This window comes from Rhizobium sp. KNZ2-6A (assembly GCF_056755475.1).
On record NZ_JBNDIC010000002.1, the window covers coordinates 113,332 to 138,103 of the forward strand.

The 24,772-nt window shown below is 61.2% G+C and carries 24 protein-coding genes; 7 read left to right on the forward strand and 17 right to left on the reverse strand.

The genetic code is table 11. The annotated features are described in order from the left end of the window. Positions 1-23 precede the first annotated feature (23 nt). Entirely contained in the window at positions 24-1,748 is a 1,725-nt protein-coding gene (locus ACPYOP_RS02015) for an adenylate/guanylate cyclase domain-containing protein (protein ID WP_481408858.1), read from the reverse strand. Positions 1,749-1,949: 201 nt separating this feature from the next. On the opposite strand from ACPYOP_RS02015, the gene ACPYOP_RS02020 reads away from it, so the two are divergent. Both ACPYOP_RS02020 and ACPYOP_RS02025 read left to right on the forward strand, forming a co-directional pair. Then, entirely contained in the window at positions 1,950-3,047 is a 1,098-nt protein-coding gene (locus ACPYOP_RS02020) for a glycosyltransferase family 4 protein (protein WP_481408718.1), read from the forward strand. Next, a complete protein-coding gene (locus ACPYOP_RS02025) occupies positions 3,037-3,783 on the forward strand; it encodes a polysaccharide deacetylase family protein (protein ID WP_481408719.1) in 747 nt (248 codons plus the stop codon). Before ACPYOP_RS02020 ends, ACPYOP_RS02025 begins: the two co-directional genes overlap by 11 nt. Positions 3,784-3,921: 138 nt before the next feature. Here ACPYOP_RS02025 and ACPYOP_RS02030 read toward each other — a convergent pair whose 3' ends face one another. Then, positions 3,922-4,752, reverse strand: a complete 831-nt coding sequence (locus tag ACPYOP_RS02030; RefSeq protein ID WP_481408720.1) for an MBL fold metallo-hydrolase — start codon at positions 4,750-4,752, stop codon at positions 3,922-3,924. Between the two features lie 254 nt (positions 4,753-5,006). On the opposite strand from ACPYOP_RS02030, the gene ACPYOP_RS02035 reads away from it, so the two are divergent. Beyond that, entirely contained in the window at positions 5,007-5,498 is a 492-nt protein-coding gene (locus tag ACPYOP_RS02035) for a GFA family protein (protein ID WP_481408721.1), read from the forward strand. 48 nt (positions 5,499-5,546) lie between these two features. On the opposite strand, the gene ACPYOP_RS02040 is transcribed toward ACPYOP_RS02035, so the two are convergent. The 13 genes from ACPYOP_RS02040 to pcaD form a co-directional block, all read right to left on the reverse strand. Beyond that, a complete protein-coding gene (locus tag ACPYOP_RS02040; RefSeq protein WP_481408722.1) occupies positions 5,547-6,074 on the reverse strand; it encodes a winged helix DNA-binding protein in 528 nt (175 codons plus the stop codon). A gap of 83 nt (positions 6,075-6,157) precedes the next feature. Then, a complete protein-coding gene (locus tag ACPYOP_RS02045) occupies positions 6,158-9,784 on the reverse strand; it encodes a hydantoinase B/oxoprolinase family protein (protein WP_481408723.1) in 3,627 nt (1,208 codons plus the stop codon). 136 nt (positions 9,785-9,920) lie between these two features. After that, positions 9,921-10,313: a GFA family protein gene (locus ACPYOP_RS02050; RefSeq protein WP_481408724.1), complete on the reverse strand. Its 393-nt coding sequence runs from the start codon at positions 10,311-10,313 to the stop codon at positions 9,921-9,923. A gap of 138 nt (positions 10,314-10,451) precedes the next feature. Further along, entirely contained in the window at positions 10,452-11,168 is a 717-nt protein-coding gene (locus ACPYOP_RS02055) for an ABC transporter ATP-binding protein (RefSeq protein ID WP_481408725.1), read from the reverse strand. Next, positions 11,149-11,913: an ABC transporter ATP-binding protein gene (locus ACPYOP_RS02060; RefSeq protein WP_481408726.1), complete on the reverse strand. Its 765-nt coding sequence runs from the start codon at positions 11,911-11,913 to the stop codon at positions 11,149-11,151. Before ACPYOP_RS02060 ends, ACPYOP_RS02055 begins: the two co-directional genes overlap by 20 nt. Continuing rightward, positions 11,910-12,914, reverse strand: a complete 1,005-nt coding sequence (locus tag ACPYOP_RS02065) for a branched-chain amino acid ABC transporter permease (protein WP_481408727.1) — start codon at positions 12,912-12,914, stop codon at positions 11,910-11,912. The genes ACPYOP_RS02060 and ACPYOP_RS02065 overlap by 4 nt, the downstream gene beginning before the upstream one ends. A 1-nt stretch (position 12,915) precedes the next feature. Beyond that, positions 12,916-13,779 (reverse strand): branched-chain amino acid ABC transporter permease, encoded by an 864-nt coding sequence (locus ACPYOP_RS02070; protein ID WP_481408728.1) that lies wholly within the window; start codon positions 13,777-13,779, stop codon positions 12,916-12,918. Positions 13,780-13,871: 92 nt separating this feature from the next. After that, positions 13,872-15,044: an ABC transporter substrate-binding protein gene (locus ACPYOP_RS02075; protein ID WP_481408729.1), complete on the reverse strand. Its 1,173-nt coding sequence runs from the start codon at positions 15,042-15,044 to the stop codon at positions 13,872-13,874. A gap of 144 nt (positions 15,045-15,188) precedes the next feature. Then, positions 15,189-16,241 (reverse strand): 3-carboxy-cis,cis-muconate cycloisomerase, encoded by a 1,053-nt coding sequence (locus ACPYOP_RS02080; protein WP_481408730.1) that lies wholly within the window; start codon positions 16,239-16,241, stop codon positions 15,189-15,191. A gap of 3 nt (positions 16,242-16,244) precedes the next feature. After that, positions 16,245-16,859 (reverse strand): protocatechuate 3,4-dioxygenase subunit alpha, encoded by a 615-nt coding sequence (pcaG, locus tag ACPYOP_RS02085; protein ID WP_481408731.1) that lies wholly within the window; start codon positions 16,857-16,859, stop codon positions 16,245-16,247. Further along, on the reverse strand, positions 16,859-17,608 hold the full coding sequence (pcaH, locus tag ACPYOP_RS02090; protein ID WP_481408732.1) for a protocatechuate 3,4-dioxygenase subunit beta: 750 nt from the start codon (positions 17,606-17,608) through the stop codon (positions 16,859-16,861). The genes pcaG and pcaH overlap by 1 nt, the downstream gene beginning before the upstream one ends. 12 nt (positions 17,609-17,620) lie before the next feature. After that, positions 17,621-18,025, reverse strand: a complete 405-nt coding sequence (pcaC, locus tag ACPYOP_RS02095) for a 4-carboxymuconolactone decarboxylase (protein WP_120669032.1) — start codon at positions 18,023-18,025, stop codon at positions 17,621-17,623. Next, positions 18,025-18,831, reverse strand: a complete 807-nt coding sequence (gene pcaD / locus ACPYOP_RS02100) for a 3-oxoadipate enol-lactonase (protein WP_481408733.1) — start codon at positions 18,829-18,831, stop codon at positions 18,025-18,027. Before pcaD ends, pcaC begins: the two co-directional genes overlap by 1 nt. 94 nt (positions 18,832-18,925) lie before the next feature. Here pcaD and pcaQ point away from each other — a divergent pair, with 94 nt between their 5' ends. Then, positions 18,926-19,852, forward strand: a complete 927-nt coding sequence (gene pcaQ / locus ACPYOP_RS02105; protein ID WP_481408859.1) for a pca operon transcription factor PcaQ — start codon at positions 18,926-18,928, stop codon at positions 19,850-19,852. A 222-nt stretch (positions 19,853-20,074) separates the two neighbouring features. Here pcaQ and pobA read toward each other — a convergent pair whose 3' ends face one another. Continuing rightward, positions 20,075-21,247 (reverse strand): 4-hydroxybenzoate 3-monooxygenase, encoded by a 1,173-nt coding sequence (gene pobA / locus ACPYOP_RS02110; RefSeq protein WP_481408734.1) that lies wholly within the window; start codon positions 21,245-21,247, stop codon positions 20,075-20,077. 113 nt (positions 21,248-21,360) lie between these two features. On the opposite strand from pobA, the gene ACPYOP_RS02115 reads away from it, so the two are divergent. After that, on the forward strand, positions 21,361-22,248 hold the full coding sequence (locus tag ACPYOP_RS02115; protein WP_481408735.1) for a helix-turn-helix domain-containing protein: 888 nt from the start codon (positions 21,361-21,363) through the stop codon (positions 22,246-22,248). A gap of 215 nt (positions 22,249-22,463) precedes the next feature. Here the strand turns inward: ACPYOP_RS02115 and ACPYOP_RS02120 are convergent, their stop codons facing one another. Then, entirely contained in the window at positions 22,464-23,219 is a 756-nt protein-coding gene (locus ACPYOP_RS02120) for an IclR family transcriptional regulator (protein ID WP_481408736.1), read from the reverse strand. Positions 23,220-23,363: 144 nt separating this feature from the next. On the opposite strand from ACPYOP_RS02120, the gene ACPYOP_RS02125 reads away from it, so the two are divergent. Both ACPYOP_RS02125 and ACPYOP_RS02130 read left to right on the forward strand, forming a co-directional pair. Further along, on the forward strand, positions 23,364-24,071 hold the full coding sequence (locus ACPYOP_RS02125; protein WP_481408737.1) for a 3-oxoacid CoA-transferase subunit A: 708 nt from the start codon (positions 23,364-23,366) through the stop codon (positions 24,069-24,071). Further along, complete coding sequence (locus ACPYOP_RS02130; protein ID WP_481408738.1) at positions 24,068-24,757, forward strand: CoA transferase subunit B; 690 nt, start codon at positions 24,068-24,070, stop codon at positions 24,755-24,757. Before ACPYOP_RS02125 ends, ACPYOP_RS02130 begins: the two co-directional genes overlap by 4 nt. The last annotated feature ends 15 nt before the right edge of the window (positions 24,758-24,772 follow it).

Here is a 24,772-nt window from a genome sequence, read left to right on the forward strand (position 1 = left end):
CTGCCTGCGCTCTGTCCGGGACATCAGGCAAAGCGGCTGCTCGTTTCCTTCGAAACGATATAGACTCGCAGCGGTTCGCCACGGCCGCGCACGGCAATCTCGCGGCTTTCGACGCCTTCCATATCGACCTCCGAAAGCCGGGCCACCGGCTCGGAAAAGACGAGCACGTTGTTGAATTCCTTGGCGGCGCTTTCCAGGCGGCTAGCGACATTAACCGTGTCGCCGATCGCCGTCACATTCTTGACGCTGCCGTACCCCATCGAGCCGACCACGGCCGAGCCGCTGTGAAGGCCGATGGCGATTTCAAGTGGAGCGGCCAGTTCGTCGGCCAGTTCCGCGCTGAGCTTGTCGATCTCCCGTATGATCGCGGCCGCGGCCTTCAATGCCTGCCGGTTTGCCTCCTTCGGTGTGGTACGCAGACCGAAGAGCGCCATGGCGCCGTCGCCGATGAACTTGTCCATACGGCCGCCATTCTCCTCGATGATGCGGCCGACGATGGCGAAATAACGGTTGAGCAGAAAGACGATGTCGAAGGGCAGTCGCGATTCCGTCAGCGAGGTAAAATGGCGCAGATCGCAGAAGAAGACGACAATCTCGCGCTCGCGGCCGGGGCTGGCGGTCTGGCTATAGACGGGGATCGTCGCTTCGGCCATCGGCGTCAGGAGCGGGATGACACTGACATTGCCGGTGGGGCGCAGCTGGCAGGCAAGCCTGATATCCGGCGTGGCGCCGATCCGGTTCAAGGTCTTCTGCTCCAGAGGCTCAGCCGGTGGCAGGTTTTCGGCGCCCTCGATGATCTGGACGCGGCAGGTGGAGCACTGGCCCTTGCCGCCGCAAACCGAGTAATGGGGGATACCGCCAAGGCGGCTTGCCTCGAGCACGCTGAAGCCCCGCGGCGCGTGCACGACCTCGCCGCCCGCATAGCGGATGGCGACCTGATATTGACGCTCACGCAATCTGCGATGCGCGCGAAATCCGAAGAGGGTGACGATCGACAGGCTGAAGGCACCATAGAAGCCGGCGCGATAGGGCCATAAGGTCTCGGCCATCTGGCTGCCCGGCACCGACCCCGTCTCGCCATAGCTTCGCATGTCGCTGTAGTAGCCGCCTTTGTAGCCGCGCTCGTCTTCCTGGGCAATCTCGTGGGTCACGGTCTTGCCCATTGCAGCAAAGCCGAGAAGGGCGAGAACCGGCAGAACGATGGCGAGCGACAGCATCACGGGCGCGATCGCCATGTACCAGGCACGATAGCGCAGCCAGAAATGAACACCGATGCAGCCATGAAGCCAGACAATCAGAAGCACCAGCGACTGGCGCACGCCGTTCACCGGCGACGTCACCCAAAGGCCGTGCACGATCGCGCGGTAGGTGTCGTGATAGCCGTAAATCTCGTGCACGATGCGGGTGCCGACGATGTGATCGATCAAGAGCAACGGCACCAGCAGGCCCGTGACGATCTGGAAGGCCTCGCCGGCGGGCATGACGAGCGTGCGGCGCCTGTAAAGCATCCACAGCACGAGCAGAATATGGACGATCAGCGCTCCATAAAGAAGCACGGTTCCTACGGGATTGCGCCAGACGACCATGAACCAGTGCTGCGCGTGTTCGGCCACGCCGAGCGAAATCAGCCCGAGGGCGTGATTGGCCAGATGCATGATCACAAAGGCGAATACGATCAAACCGGAGCCAAGGCGCAGCTTTCGCACAAGGCGATCGGACATGATTGGCTTTCTTGCCTCGATGGTCATCAAACCCAATGTATATTTGCCCGTTCACAACAGGTGGGAAAACCGCTATCGCCTATTCATCTAGCCGCAAGACCGCACACTGTCGAGGATGCGGCTTTTCGAAGCAGGGACCTTATTGTCACGCAACCGGTCGGAATTCGGGCAATCCTCTCACAATTCGGGCTCGTACCATCACTTAATCGTCAACCATGTGCCGGCAGTATGAAGATCGCCTTTTACGCCCCCTTGAAATCTCCTGGCCACCCGGTCCCTTCAGGCGATCGGCTGATGGCGCGCCAGATCATCGCGGCGTTGGAAATGGCAGGGCATCAGGTCGACGTCGCTTCCGAATTGCGAAGCTTCACGCCGACGCCGGAAGCCGGTCCACGCATGGAGATCGCCCGGCAGGCGGAAGGCGAAGTGGATCGCCTGCTCGCGCGCTGTCGGGATGAGACAGCGCCGGACCTGTGGTTCACTTACCACCCTTACTACAAAACCCCCGATCTCATCGGCCCATCGATCGCGAGAAGGCTCGGCATTCCCTATGTCACGGCGGAGGCATCCTATTCCCGCCGCCATGATGAAAACGGCTGGGGCGAAAACCAGCGTCTCATCGCCGACGCCGTAAGGCTTGCCGCCGTCAATCTGTGCTTTACCGAAAGGGACCAGATCGGCCTTCAGGATGCGATCCCGGACGGCCGCTACGAGCGTTTCCGGCCCTTCATCGATACCGCGCCCTTTGCTCGCTCGTCCCCGGATCCGCGGCGGCTGATCACCGTGGCGATGCTGCGCAAGGGCGATAAGTTCGATAGCTACACCATGCTGGCCAAAGCGCTTGATCTCATCCGCGATCAGGATTGGACCCTGACCATCATCGGCGATGGGCCGATGCGGGCCGAGGTAAAGTCGCTGTTTTCCACTTTCGACGAGCGACGGATAGAGTGGCGTGGGGAATGCTCCACTCCGGAGATCGTAGAGGAGCTTGCGGCCGCCGGCCTCTATGTCTGGCCCGGTTGCAACGAAGCCTACGGCCTTGCCTATCTCGAGGCACAGGCGGCAGGCCTTCCCGTGATCGCGCAGGCGACGGCCGGCGTGCCGGAAGTGGTGATGGCCGGCAAGACCGGATTGCTGACGCCGGAGGGCGATGTGGCGGCCTATGCCAATGCGATTTCGCAGCTTCTCGGCGATCAGCATCAGCGACAAGCCATGGCGGACGCAGCCTACCGCTTCGTTCATCAGGAACGTTCCTTGAGCGCCGCATCGAAGCGGCTCGAAACCATTCTTCGAAACTATCTGGGAGACACGCATTATGAACGATAGAGCCGAGTGGCGGCCCTTGCGCGACGAGTTGCGGCGCTGGAGCGCGGCCGGGCGAAAGGCGAAGCTATGGTTCCGCGACGACGACGCCATCGAGCCGACCCCTGCCCTAGACCGACTGCTGTCTCTTTCCAATCGCTTCGAGGTGCCCATGGCACTCGCGATCATTCCGGGGCCGACGGGCAAGCCTCTGGCCGAACGGCTGGCGGGCGAAAGCCGCATCACAGCGACCGTGCATGGCTGGACGCATCAGAACTATGCTCCCGATGATACCAAGAAGCAGGAGCTCGGCCTGCATCGGCCAAAAGCTGTCGTGCTCGATGAGCTTCATCGCGGCTTCGACAAGCTGCAAGCCCTATATCCCGCGCAGTTCGTCCCGCTTCTGGTGCCGCCGTGGAACCGGATCGATGACGGGCTGCTGCCGCATCTCGAACCCTTCGGCTATCGCGCCGTCTCGGTCTTCGGGCAGGCCGGGCAGGCGCCTATCAGCCTGGTCAACACGCATGTCGACATCATGCGATGGCATGACGTGCGTGGCGGCTTACCGCATGCCGAAGTGATCGGGCGCCTCGTGGAGGAGCTTCAGAACCGCTTCGACGGCAATGACGAACCGATCGGCGTGATGACCCACCATCTCGCCCACGATGATCTCGCCTGGGATTTCGTCGAGACATTGTTTGCGGAAACGGCCGGCCATGCCGCCATCGAATGGCGGCCGGTCGGCAATTTCATCCATTAGAGCAATTCTAGGAAAAGTGCGCAGCGGTTTTCCCTCCGGAATGCGTAGCGAAACAAGAAGATAGAGCGTTTTCGCTATTCGAAGAAAAGCGGAAATGCTCTAACGCAATTCCAGCGAGCTCAGCCGTCGCGGCAGGTTTCAGAGCTGCAGCGACTGCCCGTCAAAGGCGACGAATGCGCCGGGGAAGCTCTGCTGCGCATCGCGCTGCATCTCGTCCAGCTCGCGGTCGGTGCGGCCGGGAGCATGGTGAAACAGGGCCAGCTGCTTTGCGCCGGCCTTCTTGGCGAGCTTGATGCCCTCTTGCCAGGTGGAATGGCCGAAGCCCAGATATTTGGGCATCTCGGCTTCGAGATAGGTCGCGTCATATATGACGAGATCGGCATCGGCCATCAGGGCCAGCGCGGCCTCATCGAGTTTACCGGCTATATGCTCGGTATCGTAGACCAAGGCGATGACCCGGCCCGACCATTCGATGCGATAGCCGATGCAGCCGCCTGGATGGTTCAGCCTGGCCGTGTGCATCACGATTCCTGGATGCGGCTTCAGCGTATCGCCGGCGGCGAAATCGCGAAAACCCATCTCGGCGCGACAGATATCGGGTTCGACGGGGAACCATGGCGGCCGCATGAACTGGCCGATCAACTGCCGGGTTGTCGTCTTGCCGGCAAGATGGCCAGACCAGAGATCGACGCTGACTCTCGGATCATAAATAGCATTGAAGAAGGGCAGGCCGATGATGTGGTCGTAGTGCGAATGCGTGAAGAAGAGATCGATATCGCGGACCCCTTCCTTGGCCAGATAGGCCGCCGCTTCGCGCAACCCCGTCCCGGCGTCGAATAAGATATGCCTGCCATCATGCCGTAACTCAATGCACGACGTATTGCCGCCGTACCGCTCAAATTCCGGTCCCGATACAGGGATGCTTCCCCGCACGCCCCAAAATTTCAGCTCGAAACTATCGTTGTTCATGGAAGTTTTTACACCATTCCCCTTTCGGTCAAAAAAAGCACACTTTTGCTATCGTGCGAAGCCAGCAATTTCCAAAAGTAGCGCGGTGGTAAAAACTGGATCTCATCGTTCGGCCGATACAGATCGTTGGACGAACGAACACCGCCAACGGATCGCACAGATCCTAATATAGGTGTGGCGTGGCAAAATAGATAAGATCCGGAGATTCGCGCGCTGGCTCGCGGTCGGCACTCGGCCGAAGCCGAGATTATAGTGTGACGACGATCGGAGCCATGCTAGGTTTGGGAATGCCCAATCGACTTCGAATAGAGCGTGGTTCGTGCTTTTGCGGCCAGATTGTGCTGGAAGCGCGCGGCGAGCCATTCTGGATCAATTCTGATCACGATGATGACTGCCGGAAGGCGATTGGCGGTCCTTTGACCGTCTGGATCGGGTACAGGCAGCATCAGATCAACTTCATAAGCGGCAGGCCCAAGACCTTCAGCAAGACGGCGGGCGTCCATCGCACCTTCTGCGAAAACTGCGGTTCGTCCATCGGCTATGCCGATGGGGGGCTACCGGATGAATGCTGGCTCACCATTGGCTTTATGGACCACCCAGAGCGCTTCGCGCCGACTGTCCACGCCTTCTGGTCGATGAGATTGCCGTGGGTGACGTTTGCCGACGATTTGCCGCGTGTCGACCGATATAGCCGAAGCCGGAATCCGGAGACCGGCTTTCCTGACCAGCGAAAACCGCGCAATTAGACCGATCGCTGAGAAGATCTGCGCTGGGCTCGACGGCCCATCCTGATATTACAGCGTCGCGGCCGACCGCGCGGCCTGTTCGTAATAGCCGGACAATGCCCTGAGATGCGACGCGATATCGGACAGGCCATCCTGCGACAGGCCGGACACTTTGGTCGCCTCCACCAGCAGGCGCTCGCGAATTTCGGTATAGCGCTTCAATGCGTCCAGGCCCTTGTCGGTGACCCGGATCGTCTTTTCCTTGCCGGCCTTGCCGCTTTTGACGAGCCCCGCCGCCTCCAGTTTCTTGATGGCGTAATTGGCGACATGCGTGTCCTCGATATCGAGGACGAGGCAGAGGTCGGCGAGCGTTTTCGGCCGGTCGCGATGCCGCACGGAATGAATGATCAGGATCTCGACCGGCGAAAGGCCGGGCACGCCGGCCGCCGCCATACAGCGCACCAGCCAACGATTGAAGGCATGGGAAAAGAGGATCGACCCGTATTCCAGCTCCGACAGGGCCGGCGAACTGCCGCCCGCAAGATGGGCTGACGATACGATCAATTCGCGTCGCTCGGTCTTTTCCTCAGACGTCACCTGAAATCTCCTTCGAACCCGATCAAGGTCCTGCAAATCCGACGGGCCGAGCAATCAATGCCGCTCGATCCGGCATCACATTGCTATCCATCCCGCTTTCCATAGCCGCCGCCGGTGGGGGTGACGACCGTAAAGGCCTCACCTGCCTCAAGCACGGTATGGGCGGAACCGATCAGCTCTTCGATCCTGCCATCGTTGCGACGGACATAGTTGCGGCCGGTCTGTCCGGCTTCGCCGCCCTTGACGCCGAAGGGTGCGATGCGCCGATGCCCAGACAGAATGGCGAATTCCAGCTTCTCGCGGGTGCGAATGGTGCGCTGGGTGCCATTGCCGGCATTCCACTTGCCGCGGCCGCCGGAATTCGGACGAATGTGGAAATCCTCCAGCACGACCGGGAAGCGCGTCTCGAGGATTTCGGGATCGGTCAGGCGTGAATTGGTCATATGCGTGTGCACGGCATCGGCGCCGTTGAAGCCCGGCCCTGCCGGCGCGCCGGAGCAGATCGTCTCGTAATATTGATAGGCGTCATTGCCGAAAGTCAGATTGTTCATCGTCCCTTGCGCGGCTGCCAGCGCCTCGACAGCACCGAACAGGCAGTTGGTCACGGCCTGGCTGACCTCGACATTGCCGGCGACGACGGCGGCCGGATATTCCGGCGTCAGCATCGTTCCCTCAGGAATGATGATGCGGATTGGCCTGAGGCAGCCGGCATTCATCGGAATATCGGCCTCGACGAGCACGCGGAAAACATAAAGCACGGCTGCCCGCGTTACCGGCTGCGGCGCGTTGAAATTATCCGGGCGCTGCGCCGACGTACCGGTGAAATCGACCGTTGCCTCGCGCTTGTCCTTGTCGATCGATATCCTGACGACGATCTTGCAACCTTGATCCATTTCGTAAGTGAACGTACCATCCGACAGACGGTCGAGGACACGGCGCACGCTTTCGGCGGCATTATCCTGAACGTGGCCCATATAAGCGTCGACGACATCTTCGCCGAAGTGGACGATCATCTTCTTCAGCTCGGCCACACCCTTCTCGTTGGCGGCGACCTGGGCCTTGAGATCGTTGATATTCTGCGCCAGCGTGCGCACCGGATAGCGGGCGCCCGTCAGCAACTTGGTAAGCTCCGCTTCACAGAAGCGGCCGCGATCGAGCAGCTTGAAATTGTCGATATAGACGCCTTCCTCCTCGATATGGGTAGCGAGCGGCGACATGGAGCCCGGCGAAATGCCGCCAATATCGGCATGGTGACCGCGGCTCGCGACCCAGAAGCGGATCTTCTCACCCGCATCGTCAAAGACCGGGGTACAGACAGTGAGATCGGGCAGATGCGTTCCGCCATTATAGGGCGCATTGATCAGGAAGACGTCGCCCGGATGGATGACGGTGTTTTCGCGGATTGCGGTTGCGACGGATGCATCCATCGAGCCCAGATGAACCGGCATATGCGGCGCGTTGGCGACCAGATTACCTTCCGCATCGAAGACGGCACAGGAGAAATCCAGCCGTTCCTTGATATTGACCGAATAGGCCGTGTTCTGCAGCGTCATGCCCATCTGCTCGGCGATCGACATGAAGAGATTGTTGAAGATCTCCAGCATGACCGGATCGGCCTTGGTGCCGATGGCATTGCGTTCGGGCAGCGCCTTGATGCGCTTGAGGACGATGTGATCCTTGACCGTCAGCTGCGCCTGCCAGCCGTCCTCGATGACGATCGTCTGGTTCGGTTCGATGACGATGGCCGGGCCGGTCACGGTCTGGCCGGGCTTGATCGCCTGGCGCAGAACGACGGCCGCATCGTGTCTTTCGCCGTTCGAGTAGAAGGCGGTGCCCTTCGCGGCCTCAGCCTCACCTTCGGCAGCCGCTTCCAGCTCGACAGCGATATCGGCAGCCGCGCCGCCGATCGTTTCGATCTCGACGGCCTCGACGACTAGAGGCTTGTCTTCGGCAACGAAACCGAAGCGGCGCTTGTGCAGCGTCTCGAACTGGCTGCGCAGCCGCGCGGGGTCGTCGATCTCTGGGAAGGTCGTCTCGACCGCCAGCAGCGTATCGGTGCCGGCATAGCGGATATGGGCGCGCTGGACCGTCTTGATTTCGCTTGCTGGGACACCCTGCGCTTCCAGCTCGGGCACGCATTCGCTGCGCAATTCGCTGCCAAGTGTTGCGACAGCGGCTGGGGCGGCACCATCGAGAGAAACGCCGAGTGCCTTCTGGCGCGTTGCCCTGATATCGGCAAGCCCCATGCCATAGGCGGAAAGAAGGCCGGACATCGGATGTAGAAGGATGCTCTTCATGCCAAGCGCATCGGCCACCAGGCAGGCATGCTGCCCACCGGCACCGCCGAAGCAGTTGAGCGCATAACGCGTCACATCATAACCGCGCTGCACGGAGATTTTCTTGATCGCCTCGACCATATTGGCGACCGCGATGCGGATAAAGCCGTCGGCGACGTCTTCCGAGCTGCGGCCATCACCGATTTCAACCGCGAGTGCTGCGAACTTAGCCCGCACCGTCTCGACGTCGAGCGGCTGGTCCTGGTTAGGTCCGAAGATGGAGGGGAAGAATTCCGGCAGAAGCTTGCCGGCCATGACATTGGCGTCGGTGACGGCAAGCGGGCCGCCGTTGCGATAGCAGGCAGGACCTGGAAAGGCGCCGGCGGAATCCGGGCCGACGCGGAAGCGATCGCCGTCGAAATGCAGGATCGAGCCGCCGCCTGCGGCCACGGTGTGGATCAGCATCATCGGCGCGCGCACGCGGACGCCGGCCACTTCCGTCTCAAAAGCGCGCTCATATTCGCCATCGAAATGCGCCACGTCCGTCGAGGTGCCCCCCATATCGAAGCCGATAACATTGGCAAAACCCGCCTGTTCGCCGGTCTTTGCAAGCCCGACCACGCCGCCGGCCGGACCTGAGAGGATGGCATCCTTGCCCTGGAACATATCGGCCGCCGTCAATCCGCCCGACGACATCATGAACATGACGCGCGCACCGGTGCGCCCGACATCGAGCTCATCGCAAACCTGGCTTATATAGCGGCCGAGCACCGGCGACAGATAAGCGTCGATGACGGCCGTATCGCCACGGCCGACGAGTTTGATCAGCGGCGAGACCTCATGGCTGACGGAGACCTGCTCGAAACCGAGCGATCTGGCGATCCTGGCAACGGCAGCCTCATGCGCCGGGAACTTGTAGGCATGCATGAAGACAATGGCGACAGAGCGATAACCCCTAGCGAGAAGATCGCGCAGCGCCGCTTCAGCCGCTTTTTCATCGAGAGCGAGCTCGACGGTGCCGTCGGCAAGCACCCGCTCCTCGATTTCGACGACATCTTCATAAAGCGCTTCCGGTTTGATGATCTCGGTCGCGAAGATCTTCTTGCGCTCCTGATAGCCGATGCGCAGCGCATCGCGGAAACCCTTCGTCGTCACCAGCGCAAGGTGTTCGCCCTTGCGCTCTAGCAGCGCATTGGTGGCGACGGTGGTACCCATGCGGACTTCACCGATCGCGCCTTCGGGAACCGGCTCGCCCTTGCCGAGACCAAGATGGAGACGAATGCCGTGAACGGCCGCGTCGCGATAGGCCTCGGGATTTTCCGAGAGGACCTTGCGGGCATGGAGTGCGCCAGACGGATCGCGCCCGACAACGTCGGTGAAGGTACCGCCGCGATCGATCCAGAAATCCCAACGACCCGAAATGTTCTCCGACAAACCCGCCTCCAGCAGAATGACGCCAATAACAATGATAATATATCGATAAATCGTCAACGTTTTGTCGTCAACATGAATCGCCGATACCGATCGCCATGAATAGTTTTGTCAGCATAACGCTTGCGGCGAGCCCCACCTAATCCTCGAAGCGGCTCGTTCCCTCGCGATTGTGGTCATATCGTCTCGCGAGCGGAAACGGCGGCAGCCAGGATTCGCGGCGGACGGTCCAGAGTTCGTAGGTCGGCCTTAGCTGATCAGGGGCATCGAGAGACCCGAGATTGACTTCGATTTCGTCCGCGCTTCGCGAGAAAACGGACGAACCGCAGTGAGGGCAGAAAAACCGGCCGGCATAGTCTCGGGTTTCGCCTTCGATCGTCACCGCATCCTCGGGAAAGATCGCGGAGGCATGGAAAAGCGCGCCGTGATGCTTGCGGCAGTCGAGACAATGGCAGATGCCGACCCGATAAGGGCGCCCCGATGCCGCCATTCTTACCTTGCCGCACAGGCAGCCGCCGGTGAAACGGTCCATGTCACACCTCCTCCATAATCAAGCCAGCGGAAAGTTTAGGACAAACGGAACAGTCGCCGCAACGGCAGGCGGCTAGTAGAAGCATAGGGTTTCATTATAAGGCCGCGCTCCATTGGAGCATTGCCGGGAGTGGATACGCTAATGCAATCCACCGACGCCGAGCAGGCGTTCGACCGCACCATGATCGGCAGCCAGAGCCTCGGGCGTCCCTTTCCAGGCAAGCCGGCCGCGCTCGAGAATGATGACATCGCTTGCGAAATCCAACGCGCTTTGAATGCGCTGCTCCACCAGCAGGATCGTCATGTCGCCTGACTTGGCGAGCTTGGCGAAGGCCGCCATCAGCTCCTCGCAGATGACGGGCGCAAGCCCTTCCAGCGGCTCGTCCAGCAGCAGGACGGAGGGTCGGCCGAGGATGGTGCGGGCCGTCGACAGCATCTGCTGCTCGCCGCCGGAAAGCTGGCTGCCTAAATTTCTGCGACGCTCCTTCAAGCGCGGAAACATGTCATAGGCTTCCTGCAGGGCGCTTTTCGGCCGTCCCTTCAGCCCGACGGAGAGATTTTCCTCCACTGTCAGCGTCGGAAAGACGTCGCGCGTCTGCGGCACATAGCCGAGACCCTGATGGGCGCGCTTAGCGCTCGGCAGGCCGGCAATATCGGCCGAGCCCAGCCGGATGCGGCCATCATAGCGCCGGGTCTGCCCGGCGAGCGTGGCAAGCAGCGTGCTCTTGCCCATGCCGTTGCGGCCAAGCACGGCCAGCCGGCCACCCGCCGGCACGGAAAAGGAAACCGCTTCCAGCACCCGCGTCGGACCATAGCCGGCCGACAGATTTTCCACTTCAAGCGGCGTGGCCGGCATTGGCGTAGCTCCCAAGATAGGCTTCGCGCACACGCGCATTCTGCGTCACGTCTTTCGGCGACCCGTCGAAGATGATCGTGCCGGCGGCGAGCACCACCACGCGCTTGGCGAAGCGGAAGACGAGGTCCATGTCATGCTCGATCATCAGCACGGCGAGGTCGGCGGGCAGATCGGCGAGCGCCTGCTCGATGCGGCAGGTATCGCTCTGCGGTACGCCAGCGGCGGGCTCGTCGAGCAGCAGCACTTTCGGCTCCAGGGCCATGGCTACGGCAATTTCCAAAAGCCGCTGCTGGCCATAAGCGATCTCGCTGACCTTGCGATGCATGAGAGCGACAAGGCCGAGCGTGCCGAGCAACTCCTCGGTCTCGGCCATGACATCGTGCATCGACAGGAAATTGCCGAACATGCGGCCGGAACGGCCTGTCCGCTGCAGGATAGCCATGCCGACATGCTCGGCCGGCGTCATGTCCTGAAACAGCCGCGTCACCTGGAATGAACGCACCAGCCCGCGCCGCACACGGCCGATGGCATCGACCTTGTTGACATTCTGACCGGCGATGCGCACCTCACCGGAATCCGCCTGCAGATTGCCCGTGACGAGGTTGACGAAACTGGTCTTGCCGGCTCCGTTCGGGCCGATGAGAGCCACACGATCTCCCGGCGCCATCGACAGGCTGACATTATTCGTCACCGTCAGGCCGCCGAACGCCTTCTTCAAATTGCTGACCTCGAAAATCGCGCTCATGTCCGCGCCTCCCTGCGGCGGGCCACATAGGCGGCGGCCGTGCCGTAGATACCCTTGGGCGCGAAGAGCACGACGAGGATCAGGAGCGCGCCGACGATCGTCAGCCAATGGAAGGGATTGGCGGCGGAGACGTAATCCTCGAAGAGCATGAAGATCAACGTGCCGACAAGCGCGCCGAACAGTGATCCGGTGCCGCCAAGGACGAGCATGACCAGCGCCTCGGCCGATTGCGTGAAAGACAGGCTGTCGAGGCCGACGACCTGCGTCGAAATCGCGTTCAAGGCGCCGCCGACGCCGGCAACGGCGCCGGAAATCACATACATCTTGATCAGCGCCGCCTTCGGCGAAGCCCCCATGGCGCGGATACGCAAGGGATCCTGGCGGATACCGCGGCAGAGCATGCCGAAGGGAGAACGGACGAGAAAGCGCAGCAGCACAAGCACGATCAGCAGCAGCGCCACACCATAAAAGTAGGCCGTATGTCCATAAAGATCGAACTCGAACATGCCGAACAGCGGATCGGCCGATATGCCCGACAATCCATCGCTGCCACCTGTCCAGCTCGATGCCTTGTTGGCGAATTCGTGGAAGAGATAGACCAGCGCGATCGAGAGCACGAGTTGCGGCAGTCCATGCGCTCTCAAGATGACGATGCCGCACACGAGCCCGGCGATAGCACCACCAACAACGCCGGCGAGCGTCATCAGCAGCGGATCGTTGATGCCGTAATGGGCGGATGCAATGCCGGCAGCATAAGCTCCCGCGCCAAACAGCGCCGCATGACCGAGGGTCGCCACGCCGCAATAGCCGGTGACGAGATCGAGCGAGAGCACGAGAAGCGCGATCGCGATCAGCCGGGTCAGGAGCGCGAGATTGTCCGGAAACAGCAGATAGCCGGCGGCGGCCACGACGACGACAACCGCAACCGCGATCAGATCCTGCCCGAATGTACGATGTCTGGTCACGATCGGTGCAGCCTCTCTTTCAAGGGTCAAAGCCATGTTACTTCATTCTCCCGGCAAAGCCGCGCGGGAAGACGCAGATGATGGCAATGACGGCCAGATAGAAGAAGAATTCCCCATATTCCGGCATGAGGTAACGGCCAGTCGTATCGATGCAGCCAAGGATGAGGCAGGCGAGCAGCGCACCCGAGATCGAGCCGGCACCGCCGACGGAAACGACGACGAGGAAGGTCACCATGTAGCGGAGCGCATAATAGGGCTCGACCGGCAGCAGCTCAGCGCCCACGACGCCGCCAAAGGCTGCAAGCCCGACGGCAACGGCAAAACTCACCGCATAGACCACTTCCGTCCTAACGCCGAGCGCGGCGGCCATCGCGGCGTTGTCGACGGAGGCGCGCAGCTTCACGCCGAAGGAGGTCTTCTCGATCGTGTACCATAGAGCCAGAGCGACGATGAGACCGCAGACGATCGCAAAGATGCGATGCGTGCCGATGGTACGGAAGCCGAGGTCGACCGAGCCTTGCAAGGTCCCCGGCAAGGGGATGGTCTTCAATGTCGGGCCGAAGACATAATTGGCGATGCCGATGATGCAGAAAGTGATGCCGATCGTCATCAACACCTGCGTCAGTTCCGGTGCACCGTAGATGCGCCGGTAGAGCAGCCGTTCGATCGGGATGGAAATGATGACGGTGCCCACCACGGCCAGCAAGACCGCGGCGCCATAGCCAAGCCCCAGATCGCGCGCGGCGTAGGAGGCGATATAGCCGCCGATCATGGCAAAGGCGCCATGGGCCAGATTGACGACGCGCATCAGCCCCATCGTGACGGAAAGCCCGATGGAGATGACGAACAGCACCATGCCGTAAGCGAGGGCATCGACTGCTATGCTGAGCACGGTTTGCATTGAAATCGCTGGTCCGGTTGTTGTAGCGCGATGGCTGCTGTCATACCCCTGAACGGAGGCGTCCGATCAGGGGTATTCAGGGTCTGAAGCGCTTACTTCGCGGCGGCAAGGCCTGGATCGCCCTGCTTCTCGAAGGTCTGGATTTCCTTGTTGTAGTACTTGCCGTCGTCACCCTTGGCGACCTCACGCAGATAGATGTTCTGCGTGATATGCCGGCTTTCCGCATCGATGGTGACCGGGCCGCGTGGGCTGACCCAGGACAGGCCCTTGACGGCATCGACCGCCTTCTGCGCATCCTGCTTGCCGCCGGTCGCCTCGATCATCTTGTAGATGACATGCATGCCGTCGAAAGCGCCGACGGCCGGGAAGGTCAATTCGGCAGGATTGCCGATCGCCTTGCCGGCGGCCGCGACGAAAGCCTTGTTTTCGGGCGAGTCATGCGAAATCGCATAGTGGAAGGTCGTCTGCATGCCGAGCGCCGCATCGCCAAGCGCCGGCAGATCGGATTCCTGCGTCAGGTCGCCGGGTGCAAACAGCTTGATGCCGGCTGACCTCAGGCCATTCTCGTTATAGGCCTTGACGAAACCGAGCGTCGTCGGGCCGGACGGCAGGAAAGCGAAGACGCCCTGCGCGCCAGAATCCTTGATACGCTGCATGATCGGGCTGAAGTCGTTGGTCGACAGCGGCATACGGATCGCCTGGACGACTTGGCCGCCTTGCTTCTCAAAACCGGCCTTGAAGGCGTTTTCGGCATCGACGCCCGGACCGTAATCGCTGACGACGGAGATGACCTTCTTCACGCCAGCATCAAAGGCGACCTTGGCGATCGGCGTCGAAGTCTGCCAGGTGGTGAAGGAGGTGCGCACGACGAGCGGGCTCTTGGTGACGATCGCCGAGGTCGCGGCATTGAAGATCACCATCGGCACATTGGCCTGCTTGAGGATCGGCGTCACCGCCATCGCATCCGGCGTGAAGTAGAAGCCGGCGAGATACTGGACCTTCTCCTTGACGACGAGCTCCTGGGCGAGCGACTTCGATTGGGCCGGATCGGCCGCCGGCAAATCGCGGTAGATCACCTCCACCTCGTCATTGCCGACCTTCTTACCATTGACCGCCATATAGGCGTCGATGCCCGCCTTGAAATTCTTGCCCTGCAGCGCGAACGGGCCTGAAAACGGACCGATGACACCGACCTTGATGGTATCGGCATAGGCAGCGCCGCCAAGAGCAACGGCCGCGATGGCGGCCAAGACAAACCGTTTCATTTTTCTCCTCCCGGCAGCCGTTTCTTGTGCCGCCCTTGATCGTTCAAATTTCGATCACCGCCAATTTCTCACGGGAAATGGTGATGTAAAATGAAATAAAACCTTGCTTCCATATCGATTCGGTTATGGATAGCGACGAATATCCTACTCGTTTGTCGTTCCCAAGCGCTTGATCGAACCAACCACTTGCAATGCGTGGCGCAGCGATGCCGCCGTCGCCACGACCATAGGCGGCAAAAGTAGCCATTCCAATGTCCAGGCGGCGCCCGATCGCTCCTGCTCGTGTACGAGCGACTGGTGAATGCCCGAAAGCTGCACGGCATTGAAGCGGGCAAGCGTGACCAGCGTTTCGGCCGCGACCGGGTTCTGCTTGTGCGGCATGGCCGAGGAACCGCCGCCGCCGGCAAGCTCGATTTCGTCGCCGGCCTGCGCCAGAAGGGCGATGTCCTGGCCGATCTTGCCGAGACTGCCAGAGATCATCGACAAGAGCCCGGCGAGCTCGGCAATGTGCCCTCGCTGGCTTTGCCACTGCGGCTCGTCCGTCAGGCCCAGTGTCTGTGCCAGCGAACTCCTGATTTCGGCCGCCTTCGGCCCGAATTTTTCCAGCGTGCCGGCGGCACCGCCGAATTGCAGCGGAAAAGTCTCCTGCGTCAGCCGGTCGCGATATTGATCGAGCGGATGGCGCCATGCCCGCAGCCGATCGGACACGGTGATCGCGATCGCCGCCTGCATCCGGGTGCGGCCCATCAGTCTGTTCGAGCCGAAACGCGCTTCCAGTTTAGTCAGCGCGGACGACACGGCAAAGAGACGGCCACCGAGGATAAAGGCCGCTGCCTTCAGCCGCAGCATCAAGCTGGTGTCGATGACGTCCTGGCTGGTGGCGCCGAAGTGAACATGCTTGGCTGCATCCTCGCCGACCGCCTTGCGCAGCTGCCGGACAAGATCCGGCACGACGACGCCATCCGACGCCGTTGCCGCCTTCAGGCTCTGCAGATCGGGCTCGAAGCCGGCGCAGAGTTCGGCGATATGCGCTGCTGCATCCAGCGGGATTACCCCATACTGCGCCTCGACCTTGGCAAGAGCAGCTTTGAAAGAGAGCATGGCGCGAATATCGGCCTTGGCGGAGAAATATCCTGCAATCTCCTCGTCACCGAGGAGACCGGACAGGAACGGATGGTCGAAGGGAGAAACGCTCATGGCCTATATATCGAGGAAAACCGTTTCCTTGTCGCCCTGCAAATGGATATCGAAGGTGTAGACGGAGCCTTCCTTCGCGGCAATCAGCGTTGCGAGGCGATCCCTGTGTTCGATGCGCGCAAGCAAGGGATCCTCGGCGTTGGCCTCGGTCTCTTCCGGGAAATACATGCGCGTGTGCAGACCGATATTGATGCCACGCGCCACGATCCAGAAGGTGATGTGCGGCGCCATCTTGCGACCGTCCTTGAAGGGGACACGACCGGGCTTGATCGTCCCGAAACGGAAAACGCCGTCGGTCGAACTGGTCGGGCAACGCCCCCAGCCGGTAAAATTCGGATCGGCGGTGCCGCGCAGTTCCGACGGGCTGTTATAAAGCCCGGCGCTGTCGGCCTGCCAGATTTCGAGCACGGCATCCTTGACCGGCGCTCCCGCACCATCGATCACTCTTCCCGTCACCGTGATGTGCTCGCCGAGCGTCTTGTCGTTGACCATGACGGAGCCGAGATCGGTTTCGTAGACGCCGCCGATCTCGCTGTAGTTCGGCGTTAAGCCGATATGGACGTAAGGGCCGGCCGTCTGCGACGGCGTTTCCTTGAGGTAGTCGAGATCCTGTACCATCAATTGCCCTCCAGCCGGTTTTCGAACAGGGTCGACCGGCGACCGCGCAGCACGATATCGAATTTATAGGCGCGGGCATCCATCGGGATCGTGTTGCCCCAGTCGAGCGGCGCGATCAGCTGCTCGATTGCCTGTTTGTCGGGGATCGTGCCGACGATCGGACATTTCCAGATCATCGGGTCGCCCTCGAAATACATTTGCGTGATCAGCCGCTGCGCGAAGCCATGACCAAAGACGGAGAAGTGAATATGCGCCGGGCGCCAGTCGTTGACGCCGTTCGGCCAGGGATAGGCGCCGGGACGGATGGTGCGGAAGGCGTAGTGCCCGTCGTCATCGCTGATGGCGCGGCCGCAGCCGCCGAAATTCGGGTCGATGGCGGCGAGATAGGTTTCCTTCTTGTGGCGATAGCGCCCGCCGGCATTGGCCTGCCAAAATTCGAGCAGCACGCCCGGCACCGGCCGTCCGCGCTCGTCGAGCACACGGCCATGGACAATGATCCGCTCGCCGATCGCGCTCTCGCCCGGCTTGGCGAAATTATGGATCAGGTCGTTGTCGAGCTCGTTCAATATGGAGTGACCGAAGACCGGCCCCGTGATTTCGGAAATCGTGCCGTCGAGAGAGAGCAATGCGCGCTGCGGCGAGCGCAGCACGGAGGTCTTGTATCCCGGCGCAAAAGCCGGCGGATGCCAGGCGCGGTCCCTGGCGAAAAAGGCGCCGGTTTCAGGCTTGCTGTTGCTTCCCTTGGACATGTCTGCCTCGCTTCATGCCGCCTGTTCGGCGTCCATCTGTTCGAAAACCTGCTTGGCGATCTTGATCGCGTGGTTGGCGGCCGGCACACCGGCATAGATCGCCACATGCAGAAGCGCCTCGCAGATATCGTCGCGCGTCGCGCCGGTGTTGCGCGTGGCGCGCACATGCATGGCCACCTCATCATCCTGACCGAGCGCGGCGAGCAGGGCAATCGTTACGATGGACCGTTCACGCAGGCTCAGCGTCGGGCGCGACCAGACATGCCCCCAGGCCGCTTCGGTGATCAGCTCCTGAAAGGGTTGATCGAACTCGGTCGACCCCTGCTGGGCGCGATCGACATGGCTGTCGCCGAGCACGGCACGGCGTGTCGCCATGCCCTGCAGATAACGCTCGGACGGCATGGTGGGGTCATTCATCAGGCTTGTTCTCCACGCAGTACGACGTCGATGAAGGCACGGATGACTTCGGTCAACGCCTCAGGTTGTTCGACGCAAGGGATATGGCCGGCGTCCTTGATAACTTCATAGCGCGCATTGGGAATGAGCTTTGCCATCGATAGCACCAGCTCCGGCGGCGTGGAGCCATCCTGATCGCCGACGATGCAGATGGTGGGCACTGCAATCCTAGCCGCAGCTTCGGTCAGATCGGCATCGCGAAGAGCCGCGCAGGTGGCGACGTAACCTGCGACCGGTTGGCGGATCAGCATGTTGCAATAGCCGGCGAAGGCAATGTTTTCCGGACGGCGGAAGGCGGGCGTGAACCAGCGTTCCATGATGGCATCGACGATGGATTCGATGCCATCAGCCTCGACCTGCGCGATGCGGGCATTCCAGCTCTCGGCCGTGCCGATCTTGTGGGCGGTGTCGCAAAGGATCAGCGCCCGCACCAGATCCGGGCGGCGCTGATAAAGCGACTGGGCGACCAGCCCGCCGACCGACAGGCCGCAGATAATGGCATTCTCGACCGAGAGAAAATCGAGCAGGCCGGCAAGGTCGGTGGCATGATCCTCGATGGCATAGGGCATCTGGCCGAGATCGGAGAGGCCATGGCCGCGCTTGTCGTAGAGCACGATGGGAAAATCGCCGGCGAGGCGCACGATCACATCCCGCCAGATCCGGAAATCGGTGCCGAGCGAATTGGCAAAGACAAGCACTGGCTTGTCAGCGGGACCACCGATGATCTGATAGTGGATCGTGACGTCGTTGATGCGGGCAAATTGCACTGGAAATCTCCTCGGCCATGAGATTGGATGTATAATCTGGTTAGGTAAAATGATATTTCTTTGCTCTACGATAACTCCAGGGTTATGAGTGAGCATGCTCGACGCGCGCATCAAGTTCCGCCATCTGCAGACCTTTGTCGAGGTTGCCCGCCAGAAAAGCGTGATCAAGGCGGCCGGACTGCTGAATATCAGCCAGCCGGCGGTGACCAAGACGATCCGCGAGCTGGAAGAGGCGCTCGGCGTCGCGGTCTTCGAACGCGACGGGCGCGGCATCCGCATCACCCGCTATGGCGAAGTCTTTCTCCGCCATGCCGGTGCTGCGCTGACCGCACTCCGGCAGGGGCTTGATTCCGTCTCGCAAGAGCGTTCCGGCGAAGCACCGCCGATCCGCGTCGGCGCGCTGCCGACGGTTTCGACACGGATCATGCCGCGGGCGATGGACTTGTTTCTGAAAGAGGAGACCTGGAGCCGCATCAAGATCGTGACCGGCGAGAACGCCGTGCTTCTGGAGCAATTGCGCATCGGCGATCTCGATCTCGTCGTCGGTCGATTGGCAAGCCCAGACAAGATGACCGGTTTTTCCTTCGAGCATCTTTACTCCGAGCAAGTTGTCTTTGCCGTCAGGGCGGGCCACCCGCTGCTGTCCGGCGGGCAATCGCTGTTTGCCGATCTCAACCGCTACACGATCCTCATGCCGACGCGCGGCTCGATCATCCGGCCTTTCGTCGAAAGCTTCCTGATCGCCAACGGCGCCGGCGGACTGCCCAATCAGATCGAAACCGTTTCCGATTCCTTCGGCCGCGCTTTCGTGCGCTCGAGCGACGCCATCTGGATCATCTCGGCAGGTGTCGTTGCCGGCGATGTCGATGACGGACTGCTGGCACTGCTGCCGATCGACACCAGCGAAACGAAGGGACCCGTGGGACTCACCATGCGCACCGACGCCATCCCCACCCTTCCCCTGTCGATCCTGATGCAGACGATCCGGGAAGCGGCAAGCGAGGTCACTCGGAAGCTTTGAGGCCGGCTCAAAAGGCCGGGCGGTTGCATATGAAATAAAAAGTGCCCCTCACCCCAGCTCTCTCCCCGTTTTGACGGGGCGAGGGAGCGACCTCGCCAAACCCCTTCGCCCCGTCTTGAGTTTGTCGAAAGAGCGGGGAGAAGGTGGACTCGAACAGTCAAGCGAAGCGAACTGTGAGAGGACGGATGAGGGGCTTGCCTATCCATATGCGATTGCCCCGCTTCAGAACGGAAGTCCGACATAGTTTTCGGCGAGTGCGGTCGACGCGGCGCGCGAATGGGTGAGATAATCGAGCTCGGCTTCCTGAATCTTCTGATCGAAATCGCTGGTATCGGGAAAGCGATGCATCATCGTCGTCATCCACCAGGAGAAGCGCACCGCCTTCCAGACGCGGGCAAGCGCACGCGTGGAATAGGCTTCCAATCCGGCATTGGATCGATCCTGATAATGTTCGACGAGACCGGAAAGCAGGTAATGCACGTCGCTCGCCGCCAGATTGAGGCCCTTGGCGCCGGTTGGTGGCACGATATGGGCGGCGTCGCCGACGAGGAAGAGACGGCCGAAGCGCATGGGTTCGGCGACGAAGGAACGCAGCGGCGCGATCGATTTCTCGAAGGATGGCGCGGTGACCAGAGCCTCGGCGTGATGTACCGGCAGCCGACGGCGCAGCTCATCCCAGAAACGGTCGTCGCTCCAGTCCTCGACCTTCTCCTCAAGCGGGCACTGGATGTAATAGCGGCTGCGGGTCGTCGAGCGCATTGAGCAGAGTGCAAAACCGCGGGGATGATTGGCATAGATCAGCTCATGATTGACGGGCGCCACTTCGGCCAGCACGCCGAGCCAGCCGAAGGGATAGACCTTCTCGAAGCTGCGGATCGCTCTCTCCGGAACCGATTTGCGGCTGACGCCATGAAAGCCGTCGCAGCCGGCGATGAAATCGCAATCGATGCGATGGGAAGCGCCGCCCTTCTCATAGGTCAGATAGGGCGTATCGCCATCGAAGCCGTGCGGCTGGACATTGGTGGCGCTGTAGATGGTTGGAGCGCCGCTTTCCTCGCGACGGGCTATCAGATCGCGGGTCATCTCCGTCTGACCGTAAATGACGACCCGCTTGCCGCCCGTGAGACCATGAAGGTCGATGCGATGATCGCGGCCGTCGAAGGCAAGCGAGAAGCCGTCATGCGGCAATCCCTCGGCATGGAGACGTTCGCTTGCCTTCGCCTGATCCAGCAACCGGACGGTGCCTTCTTCAAGAACGCCGGCGCGTACGCGGCCGAGAATGTAATCCTTGCCGACACGATCGAGAATGACATTATCGATGCCGGCCTCCGTCAGCAGCTGGCCGAGCAGCAGCCCGGACGGCCCCGAACCGATAATGGCGACTTGAGTGCGCATCGTCTCCTCCCATGCGTATTTCTTGCCTCAAGTCTCTTCGGCGCACGCTCAATCCGCAATGGACATTTCGGTCATCAAATTGCACAAATCGAACATGGCGAGGGAGGAGAGCCGTGACGAAGACTGTGCCGACCTATGAGCTCTACGGCGAAAATACCGGTCGAAAGCCGGATTTCTGGCTGCATTGCGAGACAATCCCCTCCCGCAGCAGCCTTCATCATTGGGAAATCCGGCCGCACCGGCATGAGAGCTTCTTTCAGATCTTGTACATAGATGCCGGATCCGGCGACGCTATCTTTGATGGAATTCCCCACGCCATCACGCCGCCCGCTGTCATTACCGTGCCGCCACACTTCAATCACGGCTTCCGGTTTTCGCGCGATATTGACGGCTTTGTCATCACGGTGCTGATTTCTCACCTGAAGGCGGCGCCGGGCGATCGCAGCCGGCTGGGCGCATGGCTTGCCGAGCCGCATTTGACCTTGCTCGACATGGCCAGCGAAGACGCGGCGCACGTCGCCAATACGCTGAGACGCCTGGGGGAAGAATTTGCGAACCACCGCAATGGCCGCAACGATCTGCTCGACGCTTATCTGACCTCGGCCTTGCTGCTGACGGCGCGGATCGCCCAGAAAGCCGACGAAGGATCAAGCGCTGTCGATGAGAGCGAGCGCCGGATGGAGATGCTGCAGGGCCTTATCCAGCGCCACTTCCGCTCGCACAAGCCGGCTTCCTTCTATGCCGAAAGCCTCGGCATATCGCCGGCGCATCTCAGCCGCATCGTGCGCAGCCGGACAGGGCACGGTGCTCATGAACTGATCACACGCAAGTTGCTGGACGAAGCCAAGCGCGAACTGGTCTTCACCTTCGCGAGCGTGCAGGAAATCAGCTATCGCCTGGGCTTTGCCGACCCCGCCTATTTCTCCCGCTTCTTCGTCAAGCAGACCGGCCAGACACCTCGCGCCTGGCGCATCGAGGAGCGGCAGAGGCTTGGGATGTGAGCGAGGCAATCTGGACCGCGGGCAGCCACCCGCCCTCGTGCTTCGAGACGGCCCCTTCGGCAAGCTCAGGAGCCTCCTCAGCATGAGGGCTGATCTTCAGGCTCTGTTGCCAAAGAACTGCAAGCGACACAGAGACGTTAATCGGTTCCATCCTCATGGTGAGGAGGCCCAAAGGGCCGTCTCGAACCACGAGGATGGCCCCATAACCATGAGGATTAAGGCAGTACCAGCCGCAGCGCCTTCTGCGTTTCCTTCAACAATGGCAGAAAACGCTCCACCATGTCGGACGCTGCGACATAGGCGGCAGGCGCGCCGATATTGATCGCTGCCACGGTCTGACCGCGATCGTTTTCGACCGGCACGGCAATCGAGCAAAGGCCGATTTCCAGCTCCTGGTCGATGACCGCATAGCCCTGTTCCCTTACCCGGCGGAATTCCGCCATCAGCTCCTCCGGATCGGTCTTGGTATTCCGCGTATTCGCCTTGAGATCGGTTCGCCCGAGTACCGAGCGTGCTTCGCTTTCCGGCAAGGCGGCGAGCAAAACGCGGCCCATCGAGGCGCAGAAGGCCGGAAGCCGGCTGCCGGGTGTCAGGTTGATCGACATCACCCGGCGCTGGGAAGCACGGGCGATATAGACGACTTCCGTTCCGTCCAGCACCGAAGCCGAGGCATTCTGCCCGGCGCGCTCGGCAAGCAGATCGAGATGCGGCTGGATGATGGTCGGCAGCGGCGTCGCGGCCAGATAGGCATGACCGAGCCTCAGGATCTTCGGCGTCAGCGTGAAGAATTTGCCGTCATAAACAGCATAGCCGAGCTCGGAGAGCGTCAGAAGCGAACGGCGCACGGTGGCGCGATCGAGGCCGGTCAGCTTCGATGCCTCGGCAATCGTCAAGCGCTGCCGCGTCTCGCCGAAGGCTTCGATGACTTTCAATCCCTTGGCAAAGCCGCTGACGAAATCCGTTTCGCGCATAACGTTTCCAACTCAAATTTGTGCGATATATGAACAAAAATCAAATAACGCACAAATTGATTGCCGTCCAGCCCATGCTGATCTATTCGAAAGGAAGAGGACGGGGCGCCTTGGTCCGCCCGCATGGCAAGTGGGAGTTTCCGCATGGATAAGACAATCGCGAGCACGGCGGCCGCCGTCTCCGATATCGGCGATGGTGCGACCGTCATGATCGGCGGCTTTGGCGGCTCCGGCGCGCCGATCGAACTCATCCATGCGCTGATCGACAAAGGCTCGAAGAACCTGACCGTCATCAACAACAATGCCGGCAACGGGCGCATAGGCATCGCTGCGATGATCGATGCCGGCATGGTCAGGAAGATGATCTGCTCGTTTCCGCGGTCTTCCGATCCGCGCGCCTTCACAGACCGTTATCTGGCCGGCGAAATCGAGCTGGAACTGGTGCCCCAGGGGACTCTTGCCGAACGCATCCGCGCCGGAGGCGCCGGCATTCCGGCTTTCTATACACCAACCGCCTATGGGACCGAACTCGCCAACGACAAGGTCATCGCGGAATTCGATGGCCGCCACTATGTTCAGGAGCGCTGGCTCAAGGCCGATTTCGCTATTGTCAAAGCTGAAGTCGGCGACGTGCAGGGCAACCTCATCTACAACAAGGCCGGCCGCAACTTTAATCCGCTGATGTGCATGGCCGCGACCAGGACGATCGCGCAGGTCTCGAAAATCGTCGCCGCCGGCGAGCTCGATCCCGAGCGCATCGTTACCCCCGGCATCTTCGTCAACGGTGTCGTGGAAGTCGCCGATCCGCAACAGGAAGAAAATCTCATTCGAGCCGGAGTGGCCTACGTATGACCGTCGACACACGCGAAGACATCAAGCTCTCCAACGCCCAGATCGCTTGGCGAGCAGCTCAGGACATCCAGGATGGCGCCTATGTTAACCTCGGCATCGGCTTTCCGGAAATGGTCGCCCGCTACCAGCCTCCGGGCCGCCAGGCGATCTTCCACACCGAAAACGGCATTCTGAATTTTGGCGAACCGCCGGCGGAAGGTGAGGAAGATTGGGATCTGATCAACGCCGGCAAGAAGGCTGTCACGCTGAAGCCGGGCGCCTCCTTCTTCCATCACGCCGATAGCTTCGCCATGGTGCGCGGCGGCCATCTGGATGTCGCGATCCTTGGCGCCTATCAGGTGGCGCAGAATGGCGACCTGGCCAATTGGCGCGTCGGCTCGAAGGGCGTGCCCGCCGTCGGCGGCGCCATGGACCTGGTGCACGGCGCCAAGCAGGTTTTCGTCATCACCGAACATGTGACCAAGGATGGCAAGCCGAAACTGGTGGAGACCTGCACCTTCCCGCTGACCGGCGTCGGCTGCATCACCCGCGTCTATACGAGCCATGCGGTCATCGACATCGGTAGGCAGGGCTTCGTCGTCCGCGAAAAGCTCGCCGCCATGACGATGGACGAGCTGCAGGCGATGACCGGCGCGCCGCTCCATATCGATCGCCCCGTTGCCGACCTCGTCGTGCCGAAGCTCTGAAGCCGGTTGCCATCT